The organism is Streptomyces sp. NPDC102270 (genome assembly GCF_044766405.1).
In the GTDB taxonomy this organism is placed as follows: domain Bacteria; phylum Actinomycetota; class Actinomycetes; order Streptomycetales; family Streptomycetaceae; genus Streptomyces.
Genome location: NZ_JBIWLX010000008.1, coordinates 212102 through 231618, shown reverse-complemented (window position 1 = coordinate 231618; position 19517 = coordinate 212102). Strand labels below are relative to the sequence as shown.

Annotated in this window: 17 protein-coding genes; 5 read left to right on the top strand and 12 right to left on the bottom strand. The window is 71.4% G+C overall.

Annotated elements, in window-relative coordinates:
- Positions 1–96: 96 nt before the first annotated feature.
- On the top strand, positions 97–1644 hold the full coding sequence (locus ACIRP7_RS18425; RefSeq protein WP_403660134.1) for an alpha/beta hydrolase: 1548 nt from the start codon (positions 97–99) through the stop codon (positions 1642–1644).
- 53 nt (positions 1645–1697) lie between these two features.
- Here the strand turns inward: ACIRP7_RS18425 and moeZ are convergent, their stop codons facing one another.
- From moeZ to ACIRP7_RS18365, 12 genes are all read right to left on the bottom strand, one after another.
- Positions 1698–2876, bottom strand: a complete 1179-nt coding sequence (gene moeZ / locus ACIRP7_RS18420; protein ID WP_352390292.1) for an adenylyltransferase/sulfurtransferase MoeZ — start codon at positions 2874–2876, stop codon at positions 1698–1700.
- A 63-nt stretch (positions 2877–2939) separates the two neighbouring features.
- Complete coding sequence (locus ACIRP7_RS18415) at positions 2940–3689, bottom strand: spherulation-specific family 4 protein (protein ID WP_403660131.1); 750 nt, start codon at positions 3687–3689, stop codon at positions 2940–2942.
- Positions 3677–4636: an NAD-dependent epimerase/dehydratase gene (locus tag ACIRP7_RS18410; protein WP_352390294.1), complete on the bottom strand. Its 960-nt coding sequence runs from the start codon at positions 4634–4636 to the stop codon at positions 3677–3679. Before ACIRP7_RS18410 ends, ACIRP7_RS18415 begins: the two co-directional genes overlap by 13 nt.
- A gap of 305 nt (positions 4637–4941) precedes the next feature.
- Positions 4942–6108: a hypothetical protein gene (locus ACIRP7_RS18405; RefSeq protein WP_403660128.1), complete on the bottom strand. Its 1167-nt coding sequence runs from the start codon at positions 6106–6108 to the stop codon at positions 4942–4944.
- 485 nt (positions 6109–6593) lie between these two features.
- Complete coding sequence (locus ACIRP7_RS18400) at positions 6594–8300, bottom strand: DUF3492 domain-containing protein (protein ID WP_403660125.1); 1707 nt, start codon at positions 8298–8300, stop codon at positions 6594–6596.
- Positions 8301–8490: 190 nt separating this feature from the next.
- Positions 8491–10083, bottom strand: a complete 1593-nt coding sequence (locus ACIRP7_RS18395; RefSeq protein ID WP_403660122.1) for a dipeptide ABC transporter ATP-binding protein — start codon at positions 10081–10083, stop codon at positions 8491–8493.
- The gene (locus tag ACIRP7_RS18390) at positions 10080–11078 is read right to left on the bottom strand and encodes an ABC transporter permease (RefSeq protein WP_403660119.1); all 999 of its coding nucleotides are present in this window, start codon (positions 11076–11078) and stop codon (positions 10080–10082) included. The genes ACIRP7_RS18395 and ACIRP7_RS18390 overlap by 4 nt, the downstream gene beginning before the upstream one ends.
- Entirely contained in the window at positions 11075–12079 is a 1005-nt protein-coding gene (locus ACIRP7_RS18385) for an ABC transporter permease (RefSeq protein WP_403660116.1), read from the bottom strand. Before ACIRP7_RS18385 ends, ACIRP7_RS18390 begins: the two co-directional genes overlap by 4 nt.
- Before the next feature lie 4 nt (positions 12080–12083).
- On the bottom strand, positions 12084–13802 hold the full coding sequence (locus ACIRP7_RS18380) for an ABC transporter substrate-binding protein (RefSeq protein ID WP_403660112.1): 1719 nt from the start codon (positions 13800–13802) through the stop codon (positions 12084–12086).
- A 163-nt stretch (positions 13803–13965) separates the two neighbouring features.
- On the bottom strand, positions 13966–14061 hold the full coding sequence (locus tag ACIRP7_RS18375) for an Ms4533A family Cys-rich leader peptide (RefSeq protein WP_389993658.1): 96 nt from the start codon (positions 14059–14061) through the stop codon (positions 13966–13968).
- 56 nt (positions 14062–14117) lie between these two features.
- The gene (locus ACIRP7_RS18370) at positions 14118–15677 is read right to left on the bottom strand and encodes a DUF3152 domain-containing protein (RefSeq protein WP_403660108.1); all 1560 of its coding nucleotides are present in this window, start codon (positions 15675–15677) and stop codon (positions 14118–14120) included.
- Positions 15678–16033: 356 nt separating this feature from the next.
- On the bottom strand, positions 16034–17143 hold the full coding sequence (locus tag ACIRP7_RS18365) for an alpha/beta fold hydrolase (RefSeq protein WP_403660105.1): 1110 nt from the start codon (positions 17141–17143) through the stop codon (positions 16034–16036).
- 203 nt (positions 17144–17346) lie between these two features.
- Between ACIRP7_RS18365 and ACIRP7_RS18360 the strand changes: the two genes are divergently transcribed.
- From ACIRP7_RS18360 to ACIRP7_RS18345, 4 genes are all read left to right on the top strand, one after another.
- Positions 17347–17598: a hypothetical protein gene (locus ACIRP7_RS18360; RefSeq protein WP_403660102.1), complete on the top strand. Its 252-nt coding sequence runs from the start codon at positions 17347–17349 to the stop codon at positions 17596–17598.
- Positions 17599–17832: 234 nt separating this feature from the next.
- The gene (locus tag ACIRP7_RS18355; RefSeq protein ID WP_403660099.1) at positions 17833–18474 is read left to right on the top strand and encodes a TetR/AcrR family transcriptional regulator; all 642 of its coding nucleotides are present in this window, start codon (positions 17833–17835) and stop codon (positions 18472–18474) included.
- 212 nt (positions 18475–18686) lie between these two features.
- Positions 18687–18914: a DUF3107 domain-containing protein gene (locus tag ACIRP7_RS18350; RefSeq protein ID WP_352390304.1), complete on the top strand. Its 228-nt coding sequence runs from the start codon at positions 18687–18689 to the stop codon at positions 18912–18914.
- A 198-nt stretch (positions 18915–19112) separates the two neighbouring features.
- On the top strand, positions 19113–19379 hold the full coding sequence (locus ACIRP7_RS18345; protein WP_355743851.1) for a hypothetical protein: 267 nt from the start codon (positions 19113–19115) through the stop codon (positions 19377–19379).
- Positions 19380–19517: the final 138 nt, after the last annotated feature.

Here is a 19517-nt window from a genome sequence, read left to right as displayed (position 1 = left end):
GTTATCCACAGGCTCGGACGGGTGTCACGTGTTCGGCCTACCATGGCCGGACCGACGTTCGTGGCTCGACGCGGACGGCTTGGGAGGGGGACGGGAATGGGGCGTTTCGCACGGTGGGCGGCTGTGACCGCCGCGGCCGCACTGCTGGCGGCCGGCTGCAGCGGCAGCTCGTCCGGCGACGGCGAGGGGGACGAGCGGTCGGGCAGCGCGAGGCCCACCACGACCGGTGCGAAAGCGCTGCCCGCCGCGCTGACCTCGCAGAAGCTCGACTGGGAGCGCTGCAAAGCCACCGCGGACTCCTCCGCGCCCGGCCGGGACTGGCAGTGCGCGACCCTGCAGGTGCCGCTCGACTGGGCGAAGCCGGACGGCGAGACGATCGACCTGGCGCTGATCCGCTCCAGGGCCCGCGGCGGCGACCGCATCGGCTCGCTGCTGTTCAACTTCGGCGGCCCCGGCGCGTCGGGCGTGGCCGGAATGCCCGGGTACGCCGCCACCGTCTCCGTGCTGCGCGAGCGGTACGACCTGGTGAGCTGGGACCCGCGCGGGGTCGGCGCAAGCGAAGGTGTCCGGTGCCGCAGTGACAAGGAGACGCAGGCGGCCGAGGCGGTGGACGCCACTCCGGACACCCCGGCCGAGGAACGGGCGTTCCTGCGGGACGCCACCGGCTTCGCCCGGGGCTGCGCGAAGAACGCGGGCAACCTGCTGGCACACGTCTCGACCACCGACACCGCGCGGGACATGGACCTCATGCGCCAGGTCCTCGGCGACCCCGAGCTGCACTACTTCGGCATCTCCTACGGCACCGAACTCGGCGGCGTCTACGCCCACTTGTTCCCGCAGAACGTGGGGCGGCTGGTGCTTGACGCGGTCGTCGATCCCGGCGCCGACACGGTGGCCCACCGGAAGAACCAGGCCCAGGGCTTCCAGCGCGCGCTCGACAACTACCTCGCCTCCAGGGGCCAGGACCCGAAGCGGGGCACCCGGAAGATCGCGGACCTGCTCGATCGGATCGACGCGAAGCCGCTGGACACGTATTCCGGGCGGAAGCTGACCCAGGTGCTCGCGTTCACCGGCATCGTCCTGCCGTTGTACCGCCAGGACAGCTGGCCCTCGCTGACCAGTGCTCTCGACACGGCCGAGCAGGGCGACGGCTCCGAACTGCTGGCACTCGCCGACGACTACAACGAGCGGGACGACTCGGGCCGTTACGGCCTGGTGACGCAGTCACAACGGGTCATATCGTGCTTGGACGACAAGCAGCGGCCCACGCTCGCGGAGGCGAAGAAGCTGCTGCCCGAGTTCACGAGGATCTCACCCGTGTTCGGCCCCTTCCTCGGCTGGGACGCGGCCGACTGGTGCCACGACTGGCCGGTACCCGGGCAGTACGAGACCCCGGAGGTGAGCGCGCCCGGTGCGGCACCGGTACTGGTGATCGGCAACACGGGCGACCCGGCGACGCCCTACGAGGGTGCCCGGAGGATGGCGGACGAGCTGGGCAAGGGGGTCGGCGTGGAGCTCACCTGGAAGGGCGAGGGACACGGGGCGTACGGGAACGGGAGCGACTGTGTGGACTCCACGGTGAACGCGTACCTGCTGAAGGGCACCGTGCCGAAGGACGGCAAGGTCTGCGCCCGGCACCAGTAGCGGAAAGGGGCCCGGCACACATGGTGCCGAGCCCCTCCCGGGAAGGCGTGGGCCTAGTAGACCGGCTTGTGCGGCTCGATCTGGTTGACCCAGCCGATCACACCGCCGCCGACGTGCACGGCGTCGGAGAAGCCGGCGGACTTCAGGACCGCGAGGACTTCCGCACTGCGGACACCCGTCTTGCAGTGCAGGACGATCTTCTTGTCCTGCGGGAGGCCCTCCAGGGCGGTGCCCATGAGGAACTCGTTCTTGGGGATCAGCTTGGCGCCCGGGATGGAGACGATCTCGTACTCGTTGACCTCGCGGACGTCGATGATCTCGATGTTCTCCCCGTCGTCGATCCACTCCTTGAGCTGCTTGGGAGTGATCGTCGAGCCGGCGGCCGCCTCCTGGGCCTCCTCGGAGACCACGCCGCAGAAGGCCTCGTAGTCGATGAGCTCGGTGACGGTGGGGTTCTCGCCGCAGACCGCGCAGTTCGGGTCCTTGCGAACCTTGACCTGGCGGTACTGCATCTCCAGGGCGTCGTAGATCATCAGCCGGCCGACCAGCGGCTCGCCGATGCCGGCGAGCAGCTTGATGGCCTCGTTGACCTGGATGGAGCCGATGGACGCGCACAGCACACCCAGCACGCCGCCCTCGGCGCAGGAGGGGACCATGCCCGGCGGCGGGGGCTCCGGGTAGAGGCAGCGGTAGCAGGGACCGTGCTCGGACCAGAAGACGGAGGCCTGGCCGTCGAAGCGGTAGATCGACCCCCACACGTACGGCTTGTTCAGCAGCACGCACGCGTCGTTGACCAGGTAGCGGGTCGCGAAGTTGTCCGTGCCGTCGACGATCAGGTCGTACTGGCTGAAGATGTCCATCACGTTGTCGGCCTCGAGCCGCTCCTCGTGAAGGACCACGTTGACGTACGGGTTGATGCCGAGGACGGAGTCGCGGGCGGACTGGGCCTTGGAGCGGCCGATGTCGGCCTGGCTGTGGATGATCTGGCGCTGCAGGTTCGACTCGTCGACCTCGTCGAACTCCACGATGCCGAGCGTGCCCACGCCCGCCGCGGCCAGGTACATCAGCGCCGGCGAGCCCAGGCCGCCGGCGCCCACACAGAGCACCTTGGCGTTCTTCAGCCGCTTCTGCCCGTCCATCCCGACATCGGGGATGATCAGGTGGCGGGAGTACCTGCGGACCTCGTCTACGGTGAGCTCGCCAGCGGGCTCGACCAGGGGTGGCAGCGACACGGGGACTCCGTTGGTCGGTCAATCACTACAGTTGTTCTCCCCGTAACACTGCCATGGGCTTCTTCATTCCGAGACACCCGTTCCGATCCGCGAGACGATTTCGTCCCAGTAGCCGGGCATGCTCTCCCAGGGGTCGACCCGGCCGCCGCGGTCCGTGCGGTCGGTGAACCAGATCGTGGCGGCGCCCTGCCAGCGGGCGATCCTCAGGGCTTCCTCGAGGTGCGGGCCGGGCAGTCCATGGACGAGGTGGCAGAAGCGGTCGGGCGGATAGTCGGCGGTCCACTCGGCCACCTGCGACCAGCGGTAGTCGCTCCAGGAGCCGGAGAAGGTGACCAACTGGTCGGCGTTCTCGGCGTAGCCGGGGTGGGGATGGGTGCCGTGGCCGAGCACGATGTGGGCATCGTCACGGATCACGCGGAGCGTGGTGACGGCGCGGCGGACCTCGGGAAGGGCGTCGCGTCCGGTCGGGCAGCGGTCCAGGAGGAAGCCGTCGACCTGGTACCAGTCGATGTAGCGCTGGGCCTCGGAGACCATCTCGCCGTAGGTGCGACTCCCATGAGCGGTGTCGAGGTGGCCGAGGACGCGGACGCCTGCGTTGCGCACCCGGCCGGCCGCTTCGAGGCAGTGCGGGTCGGGGCGGGCCCCGGGGCCGTCCGCGACGTCGAGGACGGCCCAGTGCACGGGGGTGCCGGGGCGGGTGAGTTCGGCCCATTCGGCGGGGGCGACCAGGGGGTGGGCGAAGCCTGGGACGCCGAGGCCGGTGCGCAGTTCGGTGCTCGACGTGCTGGTCTTCGTACTGGTCAGATGCGGCATGCCGCCTCCATCCAGATGTCGGCGAGGGACTCCTCGAGATTGATGCGGGGGCGCCAGCCGAGCCGGTCGCGTGCGGTGCGCACATCGGCCTGCTGCCAGCTGCCGCAGCCGTCGGGGTACGGGTACGCGACCGGTGCCGCGTGGTCCGCTTCGGAGCGGGGATGCCCGATGGTCGCCCTGAGCGGGCCGGGAGGGCCGTCGAGTTCATGGAGGGCGCCGCCGTATCCGGCGACCCGGGCCAGGACGGCGGCGGCGTCGCGGAGGCGGACGGCGCGGCCCGAGCCGATGTTGATGACGCCCTGTGCGGCGGAGAGCGAGGCCGCGTGGACGGCGCGGGCCACGTCGCGGACATCGACGAAGTCGCGCTGGGCGCCGAGGCCGCCGAGCTTCAGTTCGCCGTCGCCGGACTGCATGGCGCGGCGCATGGCCTCGGCGAGACGGCCGAGCGGGGAGCCGGCGGGGGTGCCGGGGCCGGCCGGCGAGAAGACGCGCAGGACGACCGCGTCCAGACCGGAGCCGAGGACCAGTTCGGTGGCGGCGAGTTTGCTGACGCCGTACGGACCGCCGGGGCGGGGGACGGCGTCCTCGGCCGTGGAGGAGCCCGGCTGGCTGGGCCCGTACTCGGCGCCGCAGCCGATCTGCACCAGACGTGCCCCGCAGCCGCTGCGCCGCAGGGCCTCGCAGACGGTGGCGACGGCGACCGTGTTGTGGCGGGTGAGTTCACGGGCACCGCCGCGGGTGGCGCCGGCGCAGTTGACGACGACGCCCGGGTGGACCGCGTCGAGGAAGCGGGTGAGGGCGCCCGGGCTGCCCGACGCGAGGTCGAAGCGGACGTCGGCGTCGTCGCCGCGGCCGAGGGCGGTGAGCTGGACGGCGGGGTCGGCGAGCAGGCGGTCGGCGACGAAGCGGCCGAGGTAGCCGTTGGCTCCGATCAGCAGGACTCTCATCGGGCTGCTCCCGGGGCCTTGGGGGCGGGTCGGGAGGTGGTCATTGCGGGTTCTCCTTCGGGAAGGGCTTGCGAGTTGCCTCCGGCGGTGGAGCCGGGGTTGCCTGCGGCGGTGTGTGCGGTGTGTGCGGGGTCGGCGGGGCGGTCCCCCACAGCTGGTGTCGGTCTCGCCCACGGCTGATGGACGGTCGCGCCCCACGGGGGGGGTGGTCGGGCCCGGCGGGCGGCTGGGCCCGCTGCGGTGGGCGGCTGCGCCGACGACGGACGGCGGCTGCGCCTACGGCGGGTGGGTGGCTCGGGGGCGGGTCAGCACGGGGCCTCCGTCCGGGCGTGGGCCGACGCTCTCGTCAGCTTGCGGATGCCGTGGATCAGCAGGGCCAGGGCGCCGAGCCCGCAGGAAAGTGTCTGGATGCCGCCCGGGCCCCAGAGGTCCACGAGGGCGTCCACCGGTACGGCCAGGAAGCCGCAGCCCGGCAGGCGGGAGGCGAAGGCCGCGGCCAGGGCGGTCGCCTGGGCCGTGGCAGCGGCGGTGAGGACCACCACGGGGGCGTGGGTGAAGCCGTGGACGGTGAGGAGGCGAGCGAGGAAGAGGAGAGCGCCCAGGGTGGTGACTTGGAGGTGGGCGGCCGGTTCGTCCACGGCGGCCCCGGACAGGGCCGACAGAGCGGTCAGGGCGCACAGGTACAGGGCGAACGTGCCGAGCAGCAGGGGCCGTACGGAGGCCGCGAAGTCCTCCAGGCCCCGGCTGACGGTCAGTTTGCGGCGGGCGCGGGCCGCGAAGAGGTGGGCGGACCAGGCCGCCGGGGCGCAGGACAGGGTGAGGGCGAGGAGGGGGGCCGTGGCCATGGGCCAGGGCGCGTCGACGGCGCCGGTGGGCAGGGCGTCGGGGCCGCCGGTCACGGCCGCCCCGAGGAGGCCGTTGCCGAGGGCGGCGTAGGCGAGGAGCCAGTACGTCCAGGTGGAGGTGCCGGTGGTGGCTGCGCGGTCAGAAGTGCCGAGGGGGCCGCGGGACAGGGCCGCGCGCATCGCCAGGGACACGGCCAGGAAGCCCACCAGGGCGGCGACCAGGCGGGACTGGCCGCCGGTGAGTCGGATGCCGGCCACCGTGGCCGCGCAGACGGTGCCGGGGAGGAGGGTGAGCAGGGCCCAGTCGGCACGGGCCCTGGGTGTCCGCGCCGCCGTGGGGGGCGGGGGCGTCTCGCCGTCCCTCGGGACACGGGCGTACATCTCCTCGGCGAGGGAGAAGACGTCCCGGTGCCGGAAGCGGACGGCGGTGCGGTCGGTGACGCCGTGGGCCTCCAGGCCCGCCGCGATCTCCAGGGGGTCGACGGCCCGTTCGCACAGCTCGCGGTGACGGTGCATCAGGGCCTTCACCGGGTCGGCGCCGGAACGACGGGCGGGGCCGGGGGTGGTGGGCTTGAGACCGGTGGAGATTTCGGAGGCACGGGGGGTGGGCGCCGACGGAATGTGCACGGCCGCACCCTCGGAAACCTCGTCAGCGTGCGCGCCGGCACCTTCGGAGGAGCCTGCGACATGCGCACCGGCGCCCTCGGAAAAGCCTGCGGCCCTCGAACCAGCGCACTCGGAGAGCCCTGCGGCCCGCCCACCAGCACCCTCGGAAAGCCCCGCGCCCCTCCCACCGGCGCCCTCGGAGGACCCTGCAGCATGCGCGTCAGCGGCTGCGGAACCCGCTGCGGAAGGCTCACCGGCGGGCGGCTTCCGCGGGCCCGGCGCGTCGGCGATCTCCGGATCGGCCGCTTCAGAAGCGCTGGCCTTCTTGGCCTCTTCAGCGTCCTCCACGACCCGCGGGTCCGGCCGCTCCGGAGTCCCCACACGCCTCGTGTCGCCCTCCGCCCCCGGTTCACCGGTCCCCCGCCCGTCCTCCACGGCCGTGTCCTGCGTCGGCAACTTCTCCGACTCGGCGCCCCTCGCGCCGGGGCGGTCGAGTCCCACGTCGCTCATCCGGTCGCTCCTTCCGTGGCGGCGAAGGGTGGCGTCGCGCTGACCGGGGGCCCCGCGGCCCAGCCGGTGCCGCCCTGGGCCACCACGCGGGTGCTGGGCTCGGCCCAGTGGCCGGGTACGTGGGCCTCGGCGGGAGCGGCGAAGGGCAGGGGCTCGCCGATGCCGTCCAGGACGACCCGGCGGACGGGGGTTCGCGAGACGATCTCCAGGTAAATGCCGTGAAATGCCGCGATGTTCTGTTCCACGGTGAACAGTTCGAGCGCGCGGGCGCGTGCGGCGGCCCCCAGTCGCTCACGGCGCTCGGAGTCGCGCAGCAGCGTGACGCACGCCTCCGCGAGGGCCTTGGGGTTGCGCGGCGGGACGACGAGCCCCGTGCCGCCGATGGCCTCCACGACCGCGCCGACGTCGGTGGACACGGTGGCCCGGCCGCAGAACATGGCCTCGACGAGGCTGATCGGGAAGCCCTCGACGACGCTGGACAGAACGGTGACCGCACCCGAGGCGTACGCGTCGGCGAGCGTCGGCACCTCGGGCCCGCCGATCTCGTCGAAGGAGACGGGGTTGTCGCCGACGGCGTGCAGCCCCTCCGCCTCGTCCGGGAAGAGCTGTGCGGCCAGCGCCCTGCAGTGCCCCAGATAGGCGGAACCCTCGGGACCGGTGGGCGCGCCGACGATTCTCAGCCGGGTCTTGGGCTCCTCCTTGCGGATCTCCGCGAAGGCGTGGAGCAGGGAGATCAGGTCCTTGGCGGGTTCGACCCGGCCGACCCACACCAGCGTGTCCGGGTCCGTGCAGGCCGCGGACTCACCCACCTCCGCGAAACGGGCGGCGTCCATACCCGGGTAGACCGTGCGCAGTTTCCCGCGGTCGGCGCCACAGCGCTCCTGCCAGCGGCGGGCGTGGGTGTTGCCGGGCGTGACGACCGCGGCCCGCCGGTAGGTCTCGGTGGCGAGCCGGCCGTGGAAGGCGGCAAGCAGGGTCCGGACGACGGGCGGAGACTCGGTGCCGGCCAGGTAGTGCGTGCGCAGCCGTACGCCGTACTCGGTCACCAGCAGCGGGACGCCGGTGAAGTGGTGTGCGAGGAGCCCGGGCAGGGCGGCCGGGCCGCCGGAGGCCGCGTGGCACAGGTCGACCGCGCCGAGTCCGTCGTCCTCGTACCAGTCGAGCGACAGGGGGCGCAGGGCGCGCTCCAGGTGTGCGGCCACGGCGAGCAGATCCGGTACCCGCGCCGCGCGCGCCGCCTGCCGGGCGCCCGGCGCACGACAGGCGCGCTCCAGGGCGCGTACGGCGGTCTCGGAGCGGAGTGCTCCGACCAGCCCGCCCTCGTCGCGGGCGAGTTCGGCGAGTCCGTACAGGGCGTTGGCGAAACGGTCCGCCTCAGTGACCGACGACTCCCCCGAGGCGTCGCCGACCACCCCCTCGCACAGTGCCGCCGCCAACTCGCCGTAGGACTCGGCGAACCGACGGCGCGCGCGCCGCCCGTACACCACGCCGTCGTCCCGCGCGGTCCACAGCGGAGCCGTGATCACCCTGCCGACCTGTGGGGGCAGCTGGACCCAGCCCTCGTCCTCCTGGTGCTCGCTGCGGCTGAGCGCGTAGATGTCGAACTCGTGCTGTGCGAGCCCGCGCACGAGCCGGTCGCACCAGAGCCCGGCGTCACCGCTCACATACGGATAGCCACCCTCCGTAAGCAGTCCTATGCGCACGAGTGCACCCCCGATCTCCCGTATGAGGAGCCGTCGTTGGCCCGACGGCTCGCAGCGGGACGAAGGTATGCGGACAGGACGGTGGCGCGACGGACGGTTGTCCATCACGCCACCAAAAGGGGTGAACGCTCGTAACTTTCCCGTGCGGGTCGCGTTCTGTCGCGCTAAGAGATCAAACGGACACGGAACGTCAGGTCACGGCCACGTCCCGGCGCTCCGCCCTGCGCCGGGCCGCGATCCGCGGATCGAGCGCCGGTACGGCGGCCAGGAGCTGCTTGGTGTACGGGTCCTGGGGACTGTCGTAGACCTCGTCGGCCGGCCCCTGTTCGACGATCCGGCCGCGTCGCATCACGGCGACACGGTCGCTGACCTGGCGTACGACGGCGAGGTCGTGCGCGACGAAGACCAGCGCGAGCCCGAGCTCCCGCTGCAACTCGCCGAGCAGGGCGACCACCTGGGCCTGGGTGGTGACGTCGAGTGCGGAGACCGGCTCGTCGCAGACGATGACGCGCGGGTCGGCCGCGAGCGCCCGCGCGATGCCCACGCGCTGGCGCTGTCCGCCGCTGAACTCGTGCGGGTAGCGGTCGTAGTGCGCCCCTTCGAGCCCCACGCGCTCCAGGAGTTGCGTCACGCGCCCCCGGATCCGCTTCTCGTCCTTCTCGCCACGTGCGCGGAGCGGGTCGACGATGGACTCGCCCACGCTGCGGCGGGGGTTGAGGGAGGAGACGGGGTCCTGGAAGACCATCTGCACGGCCGGGTTCACGCCCACACGCGCGTGGCCGTCGTGGCGGACCTCCCCCGCCGTCGGCTCCAGCAGGCCGACCAGCATGCGCCCCAGCGTCGTCTTGCCGCTGCCGCTCTCGCCGACGACACCCAGGGTCTCGCCCCGGCGGACGGTCAGCGAGACGTCGTCGACGGCCGCGAAAACGTTCTTGCCGCGGCCGAACTCGCGCCGCAGACCCTTCGCTTCGAGGACCACCTCGCCGGCGGCCTTGGAGGGGGCCCGCGGCACGTCCACGCGCGGTACCGCGGCGAGCAGTTCGCGTGTGTACGCCTCCCGCGGGGCCCCGAGCACGGCGGCGACCGGCCCCTGCTCGACCGCGCGACCGTGCCGCATGACCAGCACGTCGTCGACGCTCTCGGCGGCGACGCCCACGTCGTGCGTGACGAGCAGGAGGCCCATGCCGGTCTCCTGGCGCAGGGTGTGCAGCAGATCGAGGATCTGGGCCTGGACGGTCACGTCGAGCGCGGTGGTCGGCTCGTCGGCGATCAGCAGGGCGGGCTCGCAGGCCAGTGCCATCGCGATGAGGGCGCGCTGGCGCATGCCGCCGCTGAACTCGTGCGGACGGGACCGGGACCGCCGTGCGGCGTCCGGAATGCCGACCCGGTCCAGCACGTCCACCGCACGCGCGCGTGCCGCTCGTCGCGACACACGCGTGTGCACACGGTGCACCTCGGCGATCTGGTCGCCGACCGCGTAGTACGGGTCCAGGGACGACAGCGGGTCCTGGAAGACCATCGCGGCCTTCGCGCCCCGCAGCCGCCGCAGTTCGTCCTCCGACGCCTGCTGTACGTCCGCTCCGGCGACCTCGACGGAGCCGCCCACGCGCGCGCCCGTGCCGCGGTGCAGCCCGAGCAGGGCCGAGGCGACGGTGGACTTGCCGGAGCCGGACTCGCCGACCAGAGCGAGGGCGGCGCCCTGCTCCAGGCGGAAGGAGAGGCCGTCGACGGCGCGCAGATCGCCGAACCCGACGGTCAGGTCCGTGACATGGACGAGGCTCATGCGAGCACCACCCGTCGGTCGGCCACCGCGTACAGGACGTCCGCGACGGCGTTGGCGAGCACCACGAAGAAGCCGATGACCAGGACCATGCCGACGACGACCGGGAGGTCGACGACGGTGACGGCGTGGACCAGTTCCTGGCCGATGCCGGGGAGGCCGAAGAGGGTCTCGGTGAGGACGGCACCGCCGATCGCCGAGCCGACGTTGTTGGCGTTCAGGGCGATGACCGGCGCGAACGCCCCACGCAGGGCATGGCGTCCGACGATCTTCCGCTCACTGACGCCGTACGCGCGGAAGGTACGGATGTGGTCCTCGGCCAGCGTCTCCAGCATCGACGCCCTGGTGAGGCGGGCGAACGCGGCGGCCTCGACGAGGGCGAGCGAGAGCCATGGCAGCAGCAGGTTCCACGCCCACTGCTCGGGGTCGTCGGTGAGCTTCACGTACTGCGGGAAGGGCAGCAACTGCAGTTCGCCGCAGACGACGATCATCAGGACCAGGCCGATGACGAAGACCGGGGTGGCCCAGCCCGCCAGCGTCAGTGCGGTCAGCACCCGCTCGGTGAACCGGCCGCGCCGCCACGCGGAGAGCACGCCGGTGCCGACGCCGAGGAGCAGCCAGATGATCATCGCGCCGAACACCAGCGACAGGCTCACCGGGAGCTTCGTCAGGATGAGGCCCAGGACCTGCTGGTCGCTCTGGTACGAGAGCCCGAGGCACGGTGCCGAGCAGTGCTCCACCGAGGTGCCCGTGGAGTAGTCCTGGCCGGCGACCAGGCCCTCCAGGAAGTGCCAGTAGCGCACCCAGAGCGGGTCGTCGAGCCGGAGTTGCTGGGCCACCTGGTGCACCTGTTCCGGGGAGCAGCGCGGGCCGCAGGTGATCTGGGCGACATTGCCCGGGGTGGCGTAGAAGACGACGTAGACGATCACCGAGATGGCCAGCAGGGTCACCGCGGTGCCGACGGTACGGCGGAACAGGAAGCCTCCGAAGCCGCTCATGCGGTGTCCTCCTTGCCTGCCCTGGCCTCGCGCCTGCGACCCGTGCCGACGCTCAGCCGCGAGGCCGCACGGGGGTCCAGGGCGGTGCGCACACCGTCGCCGAGGACGGTCAGCGCGAGGACGGTGACGAACAGCGCACCGGCCGGCAGCAGCAGGTACTGCGGGGCCGCCTGGTACCAGACGTCCGCGGCGGTGAGCATCTGCCCCCACGACGGCGTCGGCGGCTTCACACCGACGCCGAGGAACGACAGGGCGGCCTCGACGCTGATGTTGACCGGCATGAGGATCGCGGCGTACGTGATGACCGGCGCGGCGAGCCCGGGCAGGAGTTCTCTGCGGGCGATGCGCCAGGTGCCCCAGCCGCTGAGCCGGGCGGCCGAGACGTAGTCGAGCCCCTTCAGCGTGAGCGTCTGGGCCCGCACGATCTTGGCGATGTTGCCCCACGCGATGAACCCGATGACGAGCGTGACCAGGACGGGCCGGGGGAAACCGGCCGGGACGATCGCGAGCAGCGCCAGCGACATGATCATCAATGGCAGGGCGACGAAGACGTCGGTGATCCGGCTCAACACTTGATCAACCCATCCACTGGCGAGCGCGGAGGCGATTCCCATCACCACGCCGACGAAGACCTGGATGACGGTCGCGGCCAGCGCGACCCCCAGGGAGACCCGGGCCCCGTACACCAGCCGGGCGAACAGATCACGCCCCGTCTGCGGCTCGAGGCCCAGCCAGTGGTCGCCGCCGATGCCCCCGAAGGAGCCGATGGGCACGCCCCCGCGCGCGGAGTCGATGAGTGAGGGGTGGTAAGTGGTCGGGTCCTGGCCCTCCAGCGCGGTGAGCAGGGGCGCCGCGAGGGCGACCAGGACGAGCAGTGCGACGACGGCCGCCGCGACCATGGCGGCGCGCTGCGACCGCAGCCGGCGCCAGAACTGACGGGCCCCCGAGGCCCCCGGGGCGGCTGCCTCGGGGACCTCGATGGCGACAAGTGCCTCGCTCATCGGGTTACTTGACCGCGACCTGCGAGATGTCCAGTACACCGGTCCAGTCGCTGATGACGACGTTCTTGATGTCCTTGCCGTACAGACGCTTGTAGACCGGGTGGAAAAGCGGCACGGTCAGTGCCTGCTCGCCGATCTTCTTGTCCAGTGCGCCCCACCGCTTGGCGGCGGCGTCAAGATCGGTCAACTTGTTGATCGCGTCAATCTCGTCATTGACCGACTTGTCGTTGAGCAGGCCCGTGTTGAAGTTCGCGCCGTCCCTGACGATCTGCCGGCCGTCGAAGATCGGGGCGAGGAAGGGGCCGCCGGAGGGCCAGTCGGCACCCCAGTGGGCGAGGAAGAAGCCGGGCTCGGTCTTCACGCTGTGGATCGTGTCCCCGTAGTCGTTGTCCTCAAGACCCTGGAGCTTGACCGTGATGCCGGCCTTCTTGAGCGCGTCCTGGATCGCGGTCGCGATCTCGGGGCTGGTCTCGAAGTCCTTGGCGTTGGAGTGCGTCAGCGTGACCGTGAGCCCGTTCGGGTAACCGGCCTCCTTCAGGATCTCCTTGGCCTTCGCCGCGTTGCCCGTCGCGCCCGCCGGGAAGAGGTCGTACGGCTCGTAGCCGAAGGACTTCTGGTTCGGCAAGTAGGTGGTGGCGGCCTCGGCGAGCGCGCTGCCGCCGGCCGCGTTGACCACGGAGGAGCGGTCGATGGCGTACGAGACGGCCTGCCGCACCTTGACGTTGTCGAACGGCTTGACCGTCGGGTTGAACGCTATGTAGTTGGTGTAGCCGAAGTGCCCGGTGCCGACGCGGGCGGCGAGCTCCTTGTCGCCCGTCACCTTGGCGAGCTCGGCCGGGCCGAGGTTGGTGTCCGTGGTGACCGCCGCCGCGTCCGCGCCCTGGGACGCCGACAGCCGCTGGTTGATCACCGACGAGTCGAGCCCCGACTTGACGTCGATCTTGTCGGGGTACGCCTTGCGCTCGGCGTCCGTCGAAGCGGACCAGTACGTGTTGCGCTCCAGGACGAGATGCTCGCCGTCGTTCTCGTTGGTGACGACCTTGTACGGGCCGGAGGAGACCGGGTGCTCCTCGTACTTCGTCCCGGTGTCCTTGGCCTTCGGCACGGGCGTGAACTGCGTCTGCGTGGCCAGGTACGGGAACTCGCCCTCGGGCTTGTTCAGATGGAAGACGAGGGTGCGGTCGTCCGGCGTCTCGATCGCCGCGAGGCCCTTCTTGTCCTTGTAGGGCCCCTGGTAGTCGGCCGCGCCGACCAGCCAGTCCCGCAGGTACGGGGCGCCGCCGGAGAGTTCGGGCGCAAAGGAGCGCTCGATGCCGTACTTGATGTCGGCCGAAGTGATCGCGGTGCCGTCCTCGTACTTGAGGCCCTTCTTCAGGGTGTACGTCCACACGGTCGCGTCCTTGTTGGGGCGCCCGGTGTCGGTGGCGAGGTCGGGAACGACCTTGGCACCGGCGGCGCCGTTCTCGCGGTTGCGGGTGGTGAGGGTGCGGAAGACGAGGGAGGGCACGTTGCCGCCGCCGGAGGTGTAGAGGCGGGCCGGGTCGAAGTCCTCCTGCGGCTTGGCGTTCAGGACCGTCAGGGTGCCGCCCTTGTGGGGCGTGGAGTCGCCACCGGAGCTCTTGGCATCGTTGTCCTCAGGACCACAGGCGGCGGCGCCCGCTGCCAGAACCAGGCTTACGGACACCGCGGCCACACGGCGCCTTGTGAGGGACGGTTGACGCATCGGAGACGACCTCTCGAATGAAGAGTCTCGAAGGGCGAGACGAATTGACGAAGGGTGAGACGAACGTAGACGGACGTCCGCCCCGGCGTCGGGTCGTCGAAAAGGCCGTGACTCGGGTCACGGAGAAATGCGGGATTCGCGACGCGCGCGCCTGAGGCGGGCGTCAGCGACAGAGGATGTCGGCCACGCAGAGCGGGGTCACACCGATGAGCGCCAGCTCGATGGCGGCGCTCCTCTCGACGGCATGACTAGACCACATGGGCAGCAATATGTATGACCAATCAACACATGTCAATGTGACATAAGCGGTATCTGTCAACTGCCGGGGTAAGCCCACGCGTTGGCCCGGCAGTGAATCCCGTCGTGGTCGAGGAACTTGGTCTGCTGCTGCATGACCGGCGCGAGCTCGCCGTCCTTGTCGCAGGTCACATGGGAGTAGCCGAGGCGGTGACCGACTTCATGGTTGATCAACATCTGCCGATACGCATGGATCCGATCACCGTATGTGGCTGATCCCTGCGCCCATCGATACGCATTGATCATCACGCGTTCGGTGGCGGCCGAGTCGCACGAGACGTTGTCCTCCGTCGTGTCGAGCCCGGACTTGGCACACCAGTCGGCCGTGGTGCCGGGGCTGGCGAGCGTGATCACGAAGTCGGGCTTGCCGGAGTAGATGCGCTCGAAGGTCCGGGCGCCCTTGTGGGCCCAGCTGCGGTCGTCGTTGAGCGTCTTCTGCACGGCCTCGGCGAAGAGTTCGCCGTCGAGGCCGAGCCCCTGCTCCACGTCCACGCGGTAGGTGTACTTCTGTCCCTTGCCGGGCGCCTTGTCGACCCCCTGGATCGCGTCGAACTTCCCCGAGCCGTCGAGCTTGGCGCTGAGCGGGTACTTCGTGGCCATCTTCTGCTCGTACGTCAGCGGCGCCACGACGGCCGAGGACGACGGCGAGGGCTGCCCGGCCCCGCCCGGGCCGGCGTCCCGGGCGTCCCGTGCCTGGTCGGTCGCGGACTGCGCGCCCGAGGCCGTGCCGCGCCCGTCGGTGACCTGTCCGGCCACGACGACGGCGAGCACGGTGACGACGGCGGCGGCCGCGATACCGGTGAACGCCCGGCCCTTGCCGCCCTTGGCCGCGGGCACGCCATCGGAGTCGGTGTGGACGTCGGTGTCGTCGGGCCGGTCGGTGACGGAGTCGTACGCGTCGGAGGGATGCGTGGCGGGCACCCCGGCCCCGCTGACGGGACCGTTCCCGGAGACAGGGCGGCGGGATCCGCCGAGCGCGAAGACATCAACGCCGTCGGCGAACGCGTCGACGTAATCCTGTCGTGGCCCCGACCTCGATCCCGAAAGGCCCTGCCGCTGCCGCGGCGGAGTGCCGCCGAGCCCTGGCCCGGCGGCGTGGCCGCCGCCCGGCCCCTGACCGCTCAACTCCCCCCAGGCGCCCCCGGATTCCCGCTGCTCAGGATGCCCACCACGGACCCGGGGCACGCCGTGTGCGGGGGTGCCGTCGGACAGCCGCGGCAAGCCACGCGGGGGTGTCCCGTCACCCAGCCGGGGAAACCCGTGCGCGGGCGTGCCATCGGGACGCCGAAGGGCCCCCTGTGCAGGCGTGCCGTCCGGAAGCCGAGGGGAGACGGGCCCGGACGTCGCCCCGCCGGGAACCCGCGGAAACCCACGAGCAGGCGCCCCCTGTACAACCCGAGGGGACCCCTGCGCAGACGCACCGTCCGGAAGCCGAGCGGGGACGGGCCCAGACGGCACTTCTCCCGGAATGCGGGGAAACCCGTGCGCCGGCGTCCCGTCAGGAACCCGAGGAGAGCCGGGCCCAGGCGTCACCCCGCCCGAAACCCGCGGAAATCCACGAGCAGGCGTCCCCTCCACAACCCGAGGAACGCCACGCGCGGGCGTCCCGTCACCCAGCCGCGGAAACCCGTGCGCCGGCGTACCCTCCGGGAGCCTCGGGCCGCCCTGAGCGGGCACCCGGTAGTTGGCTGGGCCGCTCACCGGTAACCCTGACTCGGGCCTCCGGCCCCCCGGCACCCCCTGCCGAGCAGCCTGCGGCGCCGGAGCGGGGGAAGGCGGTGTCCGATCCCGGCCCGGTGTCTCCGCGGCGAGGCCCTTGGTGCCCCGCACCGCCTCGGCGGCCGCCTGGCCCGTACCGCTCTTGCCGGAAATGCCTTGGTCGGGCCCCTTCTTGGGAGCGGGCCCGCGCCGACTGTGGCGTCCCACGCCGCGCCTCAGCTCCCCACGCTTGTGGTGTCGTCGGCCCCGCCGCCGGAAGCCGTCGCGGCGTCCGGCCCGTCACCCGAGGCTCCCTCACCGGAGGCACCCGCGGACCTGTCACGCCGTTCAGAGCCTCCCACAGAATCGCCAGAAGCCCCATCGGCCCCCTTGGCCCCCTTCTCCGCGGCGAACTCCCGGAACGCTCCCGCCACCGTCTCCGGGTACTCCATCATCGCCACGTGCCCCGCCTCCGGCAGGGTCAGCAGGCGGGAGTCGCGGAAGGCACGGGCCGCCTTCTGGGCCATGCGGAAGCCGACGAGCTGGTCGCGACCGCCGTAGACGAGCAGTGTGGGTGCGAGGACGCGCTCGGCCTGGCGCCACAGCGAGTGCTGGCCGCCCAGCGTGTACGCGTTCACCAGCCCGCGCGCGGACCGCGCCATCGCGTCCCAGAAGTACGGCAGTTGCAGCCGCCGTTCCATCTCCTCCACCGCGTACTGGAAGCCCTCCGGAGTGACCCGCCCGGGGTCGCCGTAGCACAAGGCCGTGACGCCGCGGACGCGCTGCTCGGCCGTCCAGTCCTTGCTGTACCGGGTGAACAGACCGGCCACGCCGGGCAGTGCGAGCAGCCCCGTGGGGACGGCGGTGCGCTGGACCCGGAGCTCCGGGAGGGCCGGCGAGACGAGAGTGAGGGTGCGCACCAGGTCGGGCCGCACCGCCGCGACCCGCGTGGACACCGCGCCACCGAGGGAGTTCCCGAAGAGGTGGACCGGCCCGCGACCGGAAGCGTCGAGGAGGCGGATCACCGCGCGCGCGTGAGCGGTGAGCGAGTAGTTGCCGTCGTCCGGCGGCGGGGAGTCGCCGAAGCCGGGCAGATCGACGGCCTCGCCGTCGACGTCACCCTCCAGCTGCTCCATCAGCGCCGACCAGTTCTGCGAGGAACCGCCGAGGCCATGGATGTACAGCGCGGGCGGCAGCCCCTCGCGCGCGGCCGGCCTCGAACGCACCGTCAGAGTGATCCCCGGCAGCCTCACCGACCTCAGCCGCTCGCCCTCACCGACCCTGACGGGTGCCACTTTCGGAAGGACGGTGGCGGGCGGCACGAAGGGCAGCTCGGTCGAAGACATGCGGCAATGTTACGAGACGATCACGCACTGGTTCATGTGTTCGCCATCACAGGCCACATGTACGAGTGGGCGGGGTGCCGCCATGCGCCGTACGGCACGCGCACCGCATGGCATCCAGATCGTGTGTCTCCTAGGCTCGTACGCAGGGCACCCGCATGTGGCCCCCTGTGTACATCAGGGACGTTCTAGGAAGGGAGCCCACCATGCCCTACGACCCCACCGACCCCGAGGCCTTCACCGACCCCGAGGCGATCACGGACCCCGACGCCTTCCAGGAGGACGACGCCGTCGAACTCGGCGTCGAGGCCCCCGAGGGCGACGCGGCCGAGCAGCACACCGACATCGCGCCCGACCGCGACGACCCGCTGACCGACGTCGACCCCGACCGGGCCAACGAGGCCGACCTCGCCGAACAGGCCCGGGTCGTGTCGCTCGACGAGGACGACTACCGGTGACCTCGGCATCGGTGACATCCATACGGCCAGGGCGGCCGACAAAGCACTCATCAGGGCATTCCTGAGCAGGAACCGGGCCACCGCTGCCCACTAACTGCCCGTTTGAAACCTTTGTGTGGCTTTCGTCACCGTCCGGTCCGTGAAATTCTGCGTTCGCACCGCGCACAGCAGGGTTACCGAAAAGTACGATGGCGGCGCGGCGCACACCGCATGTGGACGACATTGGGAGGCGGCGTGACAGCCATCGAGCAGACAGAGGCGGTACGCCCGCGGGGGACGCGCCTACCGCGCCGTGCCCGCCGGAACCAGCTGCTGGGCGCCGCACAGGAAGTCTTCGTGGCACAGGGCTACCACGCGGCCGCGATGGACGACATCGCCGAGCGGGCCGGCGTCAGCAAGCCGGTGCTCTACCAGCACTTCCCGGGCAAGCTCGACCTGTATCTCGCGCTGCTGGACCAGCACTGCGAGTCCCTGATCCAGGCGGTGCGCACCGCGCTCGCGTCGACGACCGACAACAAGCAGCGCGTACGGGCGACCATGGACGCCTATTTCGCGTACGTCGAGGACGACGGCGGCGCCTTCCGCCTGGTCTTCGAGTCGGACCTCACGAACGAGCCCGCGGTGCGCGAGCGCGTCGACAAGGTCACCAACGAGTGTGCCGAGGCGATCTGTGACGTGATCGCCGAGGACACCGGTCTCTCGCGCGCGGAGTCGATGCTGCTCGCGTCGGGTCTCGGCGGGCTCGCCCAGGTGGTGGCCCGGTCCTGGCTGCACAGCGACCGCAGCGTCCCGCGCGACCAGGCGGTCCAGCTGCTGACCTCACTGGCGTGGCGGGGCATCGCCGGATTCCCGCTGCACGGCACGGAACACCACTAGAGGCCCTGGGAACACACGCCTGGGAACACACGAAAGAACGACCCGCACGCGCGCGTGCGGGTCGTTCTTTCGTGTGCGGTGCTCGCTTGTTCCCGCGCGGTGTTCGCTGTTGGCGTTCTTGGGCGGAGCGTGTACGTCCCCTCACCGGGCTAATGTGTGCTGGTACGGCGCGGAAGGTCGCGCACTTCACTGACCGTCGGAGGGACATAGCCGTGGAGGTCAAGATCGGCGTGCAGCACGCGCCCCGCGAGATCGTTCTGGAGAGCGGTCAGAGCGCCGAGGAGGTCGAGCGCGCGGTGGCCGAGGCGCTGGCCGGCAAGTCTCAGCTGCTGAGCCTGGTGGACGAGCACGGCCGCAAGGTCCTCGTCCCGGCCGACCGTCTCGCGTACGTCGAGCTCGGCGAGGCGGCTCCGCGCAAGGTGGGCTTCGGCGCGCTGTAGGCAGACACTGTAGGCAGACAGACGAAGAGGGGCCCGGCGACCGGAAGTCGCCGGGCCCCTCTTCATGCCTGGGCAGGATTTCTGCCGCCCCCGTATGGAGTACGAACAGCACCCGGAGGAGGATTGCATTCCGCAGGTCACGGGTATGACGGGCTACGACCGTAATGCGCAGTGTGGCCGTGTGGGAGGGACCCCATGATGTTGATCGAAGCGCTCGGCTCCGCACTGCTCGGTCTCGTACTGGCAGGGGCGGCGGCACACCGCCTCGCCCACCGCCTGCCGACCCGATCCCTGGTCCTCGCCACGGGCACCGCGGGAGCCCTCTTCGGCGCCTTCGTGACCCACACCGCGCTGGACCCGGGCAACATCCTGCTGATCCTCCTGGGCGCGGCAGTGGTCTCGGTCGCCTCGCTGTCCCTGCTCCTGCGCCCGTCGGGAAGACTCCGCCGCTCGGCGACGGCATGAGCGGAAAGCGCCCGTAGGGGCACCGGCGGCTCCGCCACCCGGGCGCAGCCGCAGCCCCGCCCGGCCGTAGCCCGTAGCGGTGGCCGTGAGCCGGCCGAAGCCCTTTGCGCGCTGCGCCGCCAGACGGCCAGAACCCGC

Coding starts and splice junctions, on each gene's coding strand:
- ACIRP7_RS18425 (WP_403660134.1), top strand. CDS start 97: ATGGGGCGTTTCGCACGGTGGGCGGCTGTGACCGCCGCGGCCGCACTG.
- ACIRP7_RS18415 (WP_403660131.1), bottom strand. CDS start 3,689: ATGCCGCATCTGACCAGTACGAAGACCAGCACGTCGAGCACCGAACTG.
- ACIRP7_RS18410 (WP_352390294.1), bottom strand. CDS start 4,636: ATGAGAGTCCTGCTGATCGGAGCCAACGGCTACCTCGGCCGCTTCGTC.
- ACIRP7_RS18395 (WP_403660122.1), bottom strand. CDS start 10,083: ATGAGCCTCGTCCATGTCACGGACCTGACCGTCGGGTTCGGCGATCTG.
- ACIRP7_RS18390 (WP_403660119.1), bottom strand. CDS start 11,078: ATGAGCGGCTTCGGAGGCTTCCTGTTCCGCCGTACCGTCGGCACCGCG.
- ACIRP7_RS18385 (WP_403660116.1), bottom strand. CDS start 12,079: ATGAGCGAGGCACTTGTCGCCATCGAGGTCCCCGAGGCAGCCGCCCCG.
- ACIRP7_RS18380 (WP_403660112.1), bottom strand. CDS start 13,802: ATGCGTCAACCGTCCCTCACAAGGCGCCGTGTGGCCGCGGTGTCCGTA.
- ACIRP7_RS18375 (WP_389993658.1), bottom strand. CDS start 14,061: ATGTGGTCTAGTCATGCCGTCGAGAGGAGCGCCGCCATCGAGCTGGCG.
- ACIRP7_RS18365 (WP_403660105.1), bottom strand. CDS start 17,143: ATGTCTTCGACCGAGCTGCCCTTCGTGCCGCCCGCCACCGTCCTTCCG.
- ACIRP7_RS18360 (WP_403660102.1), top strand. CDS start 17,347: ATGCCCTACGACCCCACCGACCCCGAGGCCTTCACCGACCCCGAGGCG.
- ACIRP7_RS18345 (WP_355743851.1), top strand. CDS start 19,113: ATGTTGATCGAAGCGCTCGGCTCCGCACTGCTCGGTCTCGTACTGGCA.